The 7,316-nt window shown below is 32.4% G+C and carries 3 protein-coding genes and 3 pseudogenes; 5 read left to right on the top strand and 1 reads right to left on the bottom strand.

Going from position 1 to position 7,316, the window contains the following annotated elements:
* Positions 1 to 191: 191 nt before the first annotated feature.
* Positions 192 to 617: pseudogene (locus FS802_RS25035) on the top strand (sigma-70 family RNA polymerase sigma factor); the annotation flags it as partial.
* Here FS802_RS25035 and FS802_RS32105 read toward each other — a convergent pair.
* Positions 589 to 684 (bottom strand): annotated as a pseudogene (locus FS802_RS32105) (hypothetical protein); the annotation flags it as partial. The pseudogenes FS802_RS25035 and FS802_RS32105 overlap by 29 nt on opposite strands.
* Between FS802_RS32105 and FS802_RS25040 the strand changes: the two are divergent.
* The 4 genes and pseudogenes from FS802_RS25040 (at position 654) to FS802_RS25055 (ending at position 6,763) form a co-directional block, all read left to right on the top strand.
* A complete protein-coding gene (locus FS802_RS25040) occupies positions 654 to 1,652 on the top strand; it encodes an anti-sigma factor (RefSeq protein ID WP_098654631.1) in 999 nt (332 codons plus the stop codon). The pseudogene FS802_RS32105 and the gene FS802_RS25040 overlap by 31 nt on opposite strands.
* A gap of 17 nt (positions 1,653 to 1,669) precedes the next feature.
* Positions 1,670 to 2,707, top strand: a complete 1,038-nt coding sequence (locus tag FS802_RS25045) for an LCP family protein (RefSeq protein ID WP_098654632.1) — start codon at positions 1,670 to 1,672, stop codon at positions 2,705 to 2,707.
* Positions 2,708 to 3,309: 602 nt separating this feature from the next.
* Positions 3,310 to 4,482: pseudogene (locus tag FS802_RS25050) on the top strand (peptide ABC transporter substrate-binding protein); the annotation flags it as partial.
* Positions 4,483 to 5,050: 568 nt separating this feature from the next.
* A complete protein-coding gene (locus tag FS802_RS25055) occupies positions 5,051 to 6,763 on the top strand; it encodes a peptide ABC transporter substrate-binding protein (RefSeq protein WP_176545839.1) in 1,713 nt (570 codons plus the stop codon).
* Positions 6,764 to 7,316 lie beyond the last annotated feature (553 nt).

Genomic DNA, 7,316 nt, shown 5'->3' on the forward strand with positions numbered 1-7,316 from the left:
TACCTTTTTTTATGGAAATATTCAAAAAAATGAACCTTTTTCTAGGCTCATCCGTCTAATACATGTAAAGTTAAATTTGAAGTGAGGATGAAACAGGAGGAGCAATTGTGAAAGTAATCCCTTTATATAAAATGATTGTAAAAGAAGAAACCGATGTTTCCTTAGCGAAAAAAGGTGATCATGAAGCTTTTATGGCGCTTATACATACAGAAAAAATGAAGATGTATCGTATTGCAAAGGCTATGTTACGTGATGAGACAAATATAGAGGATGCGATACAGGCAACAATTTTAAAAGCCTATGAAAATATAAAAAAATTAAAAAAAGAAGAGTTTTTTCAAACTTGGTTAATTCGAATTTTAATGAATGAGTGTAACAATATTATTAGAGCGTATAAAAAGGTAATTGTGACAGAAGAGAATGATTACAATATGAGTGCGTGTGATCAGTATGAAGATATAGATTTGTGTAATGCGATTCAATCGTTACATGAAGAATTAAGAGCTGTTACGGTTCTTTATTATTATGAAGATATGAATCAAGAGAGTATAGCAAAGCTTTTAGAAATACCAAAAGGAACAGTGAAATCGAGATTGTCACGTGCGAGGGAACAACTGCAAAAACGATTAAAGATGGAATAGGAGGTGTAAAGAGTGGATAATGAAAAATTATTTGATGAGAAATTAAAAAAGAGAATAAAAGACGAGAATGTTATAGTACCGCCAGAGTTAAATGAAAAGATTAATCGTACACTACATAATCTCCCTGTAAAAAAGAAAGGTTACAGAGTTTATATGATGGTTATAAGTGCAGCGGTTCTAACACTTTCAATTGTGTCTATGTCGGAGTTTTCTGATCAAATTTTTGCTCAAAATGGTGGAGTATTTGAATACGTAAAGAAAAAGGCGTTTTCTGATTATGAAAATGAAGAAGAAATAAAATCGAACGTAAATTATCCAGATAAAGAAAAGATTCATGAAAAGATGTTGGATTCCATTGATCATTTTAAAAATATTTCAGGACAATTTGAGGAATATTCTAGTTCGTCAAGAATCGCTACAACATACAAATATGCGATTGATACGGAGCAACAAAGAGGTATCTCTTCGAAAGAAGATAAGCTAACGAAAAAACGAACAATTATATATAACGAGGGCAAGAAAAAAGAATTTGATGATGAGAAGTATACGTACAAAGAGACGAAATGGAGCCCGAAAGAAAGAAACTATGAACTATTAAAATTAAATCCTACGGAAAGATTATTGAGAAAATCAGGCGAGAAAAAAAGATATGATGATGAATATGTGGGATTCTCTAAGTATAGTATTCAATCAGAATTTGCTGATCTATTAATTCGATATAAAGATTGGAATTATAAAGAAACGAAGTATCTTGGACTGGATTGCTACAAAATAGAAGGGACAATAAACATAGAAATGCCTGTAAGTACATCTGAAGATTTAAGAGGGAAATTTGAAATGGTTGTAGAGAAAAATACGGGGATTATGCTAAAATTCCTTAGTTTCCACGAAGGTATGATTCAATATTCGATTACGACTGAATGGATACAAATAAACAAAGGATTGAAAGAGAATGTATTTCAAAAGGATAGCGCTAATTATGAAAAATTGAAAAACATATTAGGTGAATAGAAAACGGAGGGAAATATATGGAGAATACCTCTTCTTCAAGAGAAAAGAAAAATAAAAGAAAATATAAGAAGACAACGGTAATAAGTGTCTTGTTAGTAGTATTACTATTTGGCGGAGTTGGATACAGTGCTTATGTGTATATGAAAACTTCTAATCTCGTACAAAAGTCTAGTCTGAATTTAGCGCGTGGTGAAAAATCAAACTTACGTGAGAACGCCGTAAAACCAATTACAAATAATGTTTCACTTTTAATTATGGGAATTGATGAAAATCAAGAACGACAAAAGGAGTATAATGGTGCTTTTCATACAGATGCACTACTGCTAGCTACTTTTAATAAAGATGATAAGACAGTGAAATTAACGAGCATACCACGTGATACATATACATATGTTCCAGTTGAAAAGAAAAAAGATAAAATAACACATGCATATGGAAGTGGTTTCGTTAAAAATGGTAAAGATGGAGGACCGCAAGCTTCAGTGGAAGCGGTAGAAAAATTGTTACAAGTGCCTGTTGATTATTTTGTGAAGTTTAATTTTAATGCATTTACTAAAATTGTTGATGGATTAGATGGGATTGAAGTAAATGTCCCAGTTGAATTTACAGAGCAAAATAGTAAAGATGAACCCGACGCAATCCATTTGAAAAAAGGACTACAAAAATTAACAGGGGAAGAAGCACTTGCACTGGCAAGAACGCGTCATATTGATAGTGATGCAATGAGAGGTCAGCGCCAACAACTTGTTATTGAAGCGATGTTAAGTAAATTAAAAAGTGTAGGCTCGATTACGAAGCTAGAAAAAATAGTTGAGGCAGTTGACGGTGATTTTAAAACAAATTTAGTAATGGATGATATTTTATCTTTTTATAAATACGGTTTAAATGGTTCAGTTGAAAAGATTCAATTAGCTGGTGATGATTTATATTTACCTAATGGTCCAAATGGGAAACGTGTATATTATTATAATCCTAATAAAAAAGATTTGCAGAGTTTAAGTAATACGCTTAGAACACATCTAGGATTAAGTGAAAAGCAGATTGAGGAGAATTAAAGCAGGCATAATGTCTGCTTTTTTATTTTTGTAGAAAAGAGGTTTGTTACGATATACATTATTTATTAACAATAATTTACAAGTGTTTTGTAGTGTAGGGAGATAAAGACTATTAAATCAATACATAGAATTCAATGAGATATAGTGTTTCGAAAGAGTATGGAATTTTTATGAATATTACTGTAAAAAAATAATTTTTTAAAAATTTTCAATAATAACGCTTTACAAAACTCGAAAAATTAGTAGAATAATAGTTAATAAGAATCTTCTGATAAATATATAAAGAAAAACAGAATTATCAGAAAATTCTTAAATGAGAGCGTTAAGAATTAGGGAGGGTACAGAAAGTGAAAAAGAAAAAAATGAAAAAACTAACAGCAGTTGTAGCACCAGTTTTAGCAATGAGTATGGCATTGACAGCATGTTCTACATCAGGTGGAGATAAGAAGACAAATACAAATTCTAGCTCTGGTGGAGATAGCAAATCAGAAGAAAAATTAGCAGCGAAACAAGTGTTCAATAAAACAGAAAACCAAGAAATTCCAACAATGGATACTTCGAAAAATACAGACGTTGTAGGTTCTCAAATTTTAGGTAATACAATGGAAGGACTATACCGTTTAGATAAAGATAATAAACCAATCCCAGCTGCGGCAGAGTCAAGCACGAAGAGTGAGGATGGTAAAAAATATACATTCAAATTACGTAAAGATGCAAAATGGTCAAATGGTGATCCTGTAACAGCGAAAGATTTCGTATTTGCATGGAAACGTCTATTAGATCCAAAAACAGCTGCTGAGTATGCATTTATCGCATTCCCGATTAAAAATGCAGAAGCGGTTAATAAAGGGGAAAAACCTGTAACTGAACTAGGAGTAAAGGCAATAGACGACCTTACTTTAGAAGTTGAATTAGAACAAGCAGTACCATACTTCTTAAACTTAGTAGCATTCCCATCGTACTATCCATTAAATGAGAAGTTCGTAACAGAAAAAGGGGATAAATACGGTTTAGAATCTGATACAACAGTATATAATGGGCCGTTCGTTCTTTCTGATTGGAAGCATGAACAAGGTTGGAAACTGAAGAAGAATGATCAATATTGGGATAAAAAGACTGTAAAATTAGATGAAATTAACTATAGTGTTGTAAAAGAGCCAGCAACTATTGTGAATTTATATGATAGTGGTCAAATTGATTTCGCTTTATTAACAGGAGAATTTGTTGACAAATTTAGAAATAATAAAGAGGAATATGGGGTATATAATGAACCAAGTACGTTCTTTATACGCTTAAATCAAAAACGTGGTGGACAAGATACACCATTAAAGAGCAAGAAATTACGCGAAGCAATTGCGTTATCAATTGATAAAAAGAATTTAGCAAATGTTATTTTAAATGATGGATCTAAAGCGGCTGATTATGTAGTACCGAAAGGTTTAGCAATTGGACCTGATGGGAAAGACTTCCAAGAAACGTTTAAAAACGGTCTCAAACCAGATGCGAAAAAAGCAGCTGCTGCATGGGAAGAAGCGAAAAAAGAACTTGGAAAAGACCAAGTGACAATTGAACTCTTGAACTATGATACTGGTAATGCGAAAAAAGTTGGGGAATATGTAAAAGATCAAATTGAGAAAAACTTAAAAGGTGTAACAGTAAATATTAAACTTCAACCGTTTAAACAAAAACTAAAATTGGAATCAGAGCAAGATTATGATATTTCATATGGCGGATGGAGCCCAGATTATTTAGATCCAATGACATTCTTAGATATGTTTGAATCGAATCATTCTCATAACCAAATGAGTTTCTCTAATTCAAAATATGATGATATGATTAAAAAAGCTGGCGGCGAATTAATGGGTGACGCGAAAAAACGTTGGGAAGAGCTAGGAAAAGCAGAAAAGTTACTTCTTGAAGAGGATGTAGCAATTGTACCTGTATATCAACTTGCTAGATCTTATGCTATGAAACCAAATATTAAAGGTGTTGTTAAACATAATATTAGCCCGCAATATAGCTATAAGTGGGCGTATGTAACTGAGAAATAATAGAGTTGAAAAAGCACTTCAAAGTAGCCACTTTGAAGTGCTTTTTATTATGAAATGAAATACAAAAAGAGAGGAATAAGGAAAATGGTACTAACATATAGTAGGTGGGGGGATAATCCACATAGTAGTAATAAAAAATATATCATTACCACAAAATATTATAAATATTTTAAAAATAACTTTACAAAACCGAAAAAAACAGTAGAATATTAATTAATAAGAATTTTCTGATAACTATGTTAGTGGAAAATCTCTCAAAGTTATTTTCGTACATATAATTGGGGAGGGTACAATAATGAAGAAAAAGATGAAGAAGTTCACGGCGGTTGTGGCACCAGTGCTAGCAATGAGTATGGCTTTAACAGCATGTTCTGGTTCTGGTGGAGAGAAAAAAACGACTACGACGTCTAGTAATGGTGGAGAAGAGAAGAAATCTGATATTAAATATGCAGCAAAGCAAGTATTAAATCGTACAGAAACTCAAGAAATTCCGACGATGGATACTTCAAAGTCAACTGATGTTGTTGGCGCGCAAATTTTAGGAAATACAATGGAAGGTTTATATCGTCTTGATAAAGATAATAAGCCGATTCCAGCTGCTGCGGAATCTAGCACAAAAAGTGAGGATGGTAAGAAATATACATTTAAGCTAAGGAAAGATGCAACGTGGTCAAATGGCGATCCTGTGACAGCAAAAGACTTTGTATATGCATGGCAGAGATTATTAGATAAAAATACAGCTTCTGAATATGCATTTATAGCTTATTATATTAAAAATGCAGAAGTAATTAATAAAGGAGAAAAGCCTGTAACTGACCTAGGAGTGAAAGCTATAGATGATTATACGCTAGAAGTAGAATTAGAAAAGCCAGTACCGTATTTTTTAAATTTAACAGCATTCCCATCCTACTATCCGTTAAATGAAAAGTTCGTAAAAGAAAAAGGAGCTAAGTTCGGTTTAGAAGCAGATACAACGTTGTATAACGGACCGTTTGTGATGTCTTCATGGAAACATGAACAAGGCTGGCAATTGAAGAAAAATGATAAGTATTGGGATAAAAAGACTGTGAAATTAGAAGAAATTAATTATAGTGTAGTAAAAGAAGTTGCTACACGAGTGAATTTATATGATACGGATTCTCTTGATTTTGCACTACTCTCTGGAGAATTTGTAGATAAATATAAATCGAATAAAGGTGAATACGGTGAGTATTCAGAAGCAAGCACATTCTTCTTACGCTTAAATCAAAAACGTAATGGACAAGACACACCATTGAAAAGTAAAAAACTTCGTGAAGCAATCGCATTATCCATTGATAAAAAAGGTTTGGCAAACGTTATTTTAAACAATGGTTCAAAAGCTACAGATCAATTGGTTCCAAAAGGGCTGGCGACAGGACCGGATGGTAAAGACTTTCAAGATACATTTAAAAATGGCCTGAAGTATAATCCGAAAAAAGGAGCAGCAGCTTGGGAAGAAGCGAAAAAAGAGCTTGGAAAAGATCAAGTTACGATTGAGTTACTAAGCTATGATGATGGAACTGCGAAGAAGATTGCCGATTACTTTAAAGATCAAATTGAGAAAAACTTAAAAGGTGTAACAATTAATACGAAAATTCAGCCGTTCAAACAAAAACTAAAATTAGAATCAGCGCAAGACTATGAAATTTCATATGGTGGATGGAGTCCAGACTATGCGGATCCAATGACATTTATCGACATGTTTGAGTCGAAGAGTCCGAATAATCAGATGAGTTATTCAAACCCAAAATATGATGAAATGGTAGAAAAAGCAGGTAATGAATTATTGAGTGATACGAAGAAACGTTGGGAAACATTAGGGAAAGCAGAAAAATTATTACTTGAAGATGCAGGAATGGTACCTTTATATCAAACTGGTAGAGCATATGTAATGAAACCTAATGTAAAAGGCATTGTGAAACATAACATTAGTCCAGAATATAGCTTTAAGTGGGCTTATATAACAGAAAAAGATAGTAAATAAAATTCCAATAGTCCTATTAATCCGAAAAGTATTTTCTGCAATTGAGTATTGATTGCGGGAAATACTTTTTTATAGGGATTGATTTTTTGTGTGTTTCAAGTTTGGACTTTTTATGTGAGTATAAAAAGTTGGATTATAGAAGTGTGGAGGGGATATAAAACTAAGTAGTGATGGAATTATTTGATTTATAATTGGTGTGAATACAAATCCACATGTAGAATGTCGAAAAAAATTTGTAAAATATAGGTGGATTTTCGGAAAAAATAGTTAGAAAATTCTAATTAGTGTGTTAAGATAGTATCAACAGCTCAGATAGACATTTTATGTATTATATGGAGGGGAGTGGAAATAGTGAAAAAAGTTAAAATTCAAGTACGTAAAGTAGAGAAGTTAGTACCATTAGCATTGGTACATACAGCTTAATCATTGAAAAATAGACTAAATAAGTAAGGGAGGTTTTAGTATGAAAAAAGTAAAAATCCAAGTACGTAAAGTGGAGAAGTTAGTACCATTAGCAGTACATGCATCTTAATCATTGAAAAATAGACTAAAT

The sequence above is a fragment of the Bacillus sp. DE0042 genome, assembly GCF_007680225.1.
Classification (GTDB): Bacteria; Bacillota; Bacilli; order Bacillales; family Bacillaceae_G; genus Bacillus_A; species Bacillus_A wiedmannii.

Coding starts and splice junctions, on each gene's coding strand:
- FS802_RS25045 (WP_098654632.1), top strand. CDS start 1,670: ATGGAGAATACCTCTTCTTCAAGAGAAAAGAAAAATAAAAGAAAATAT.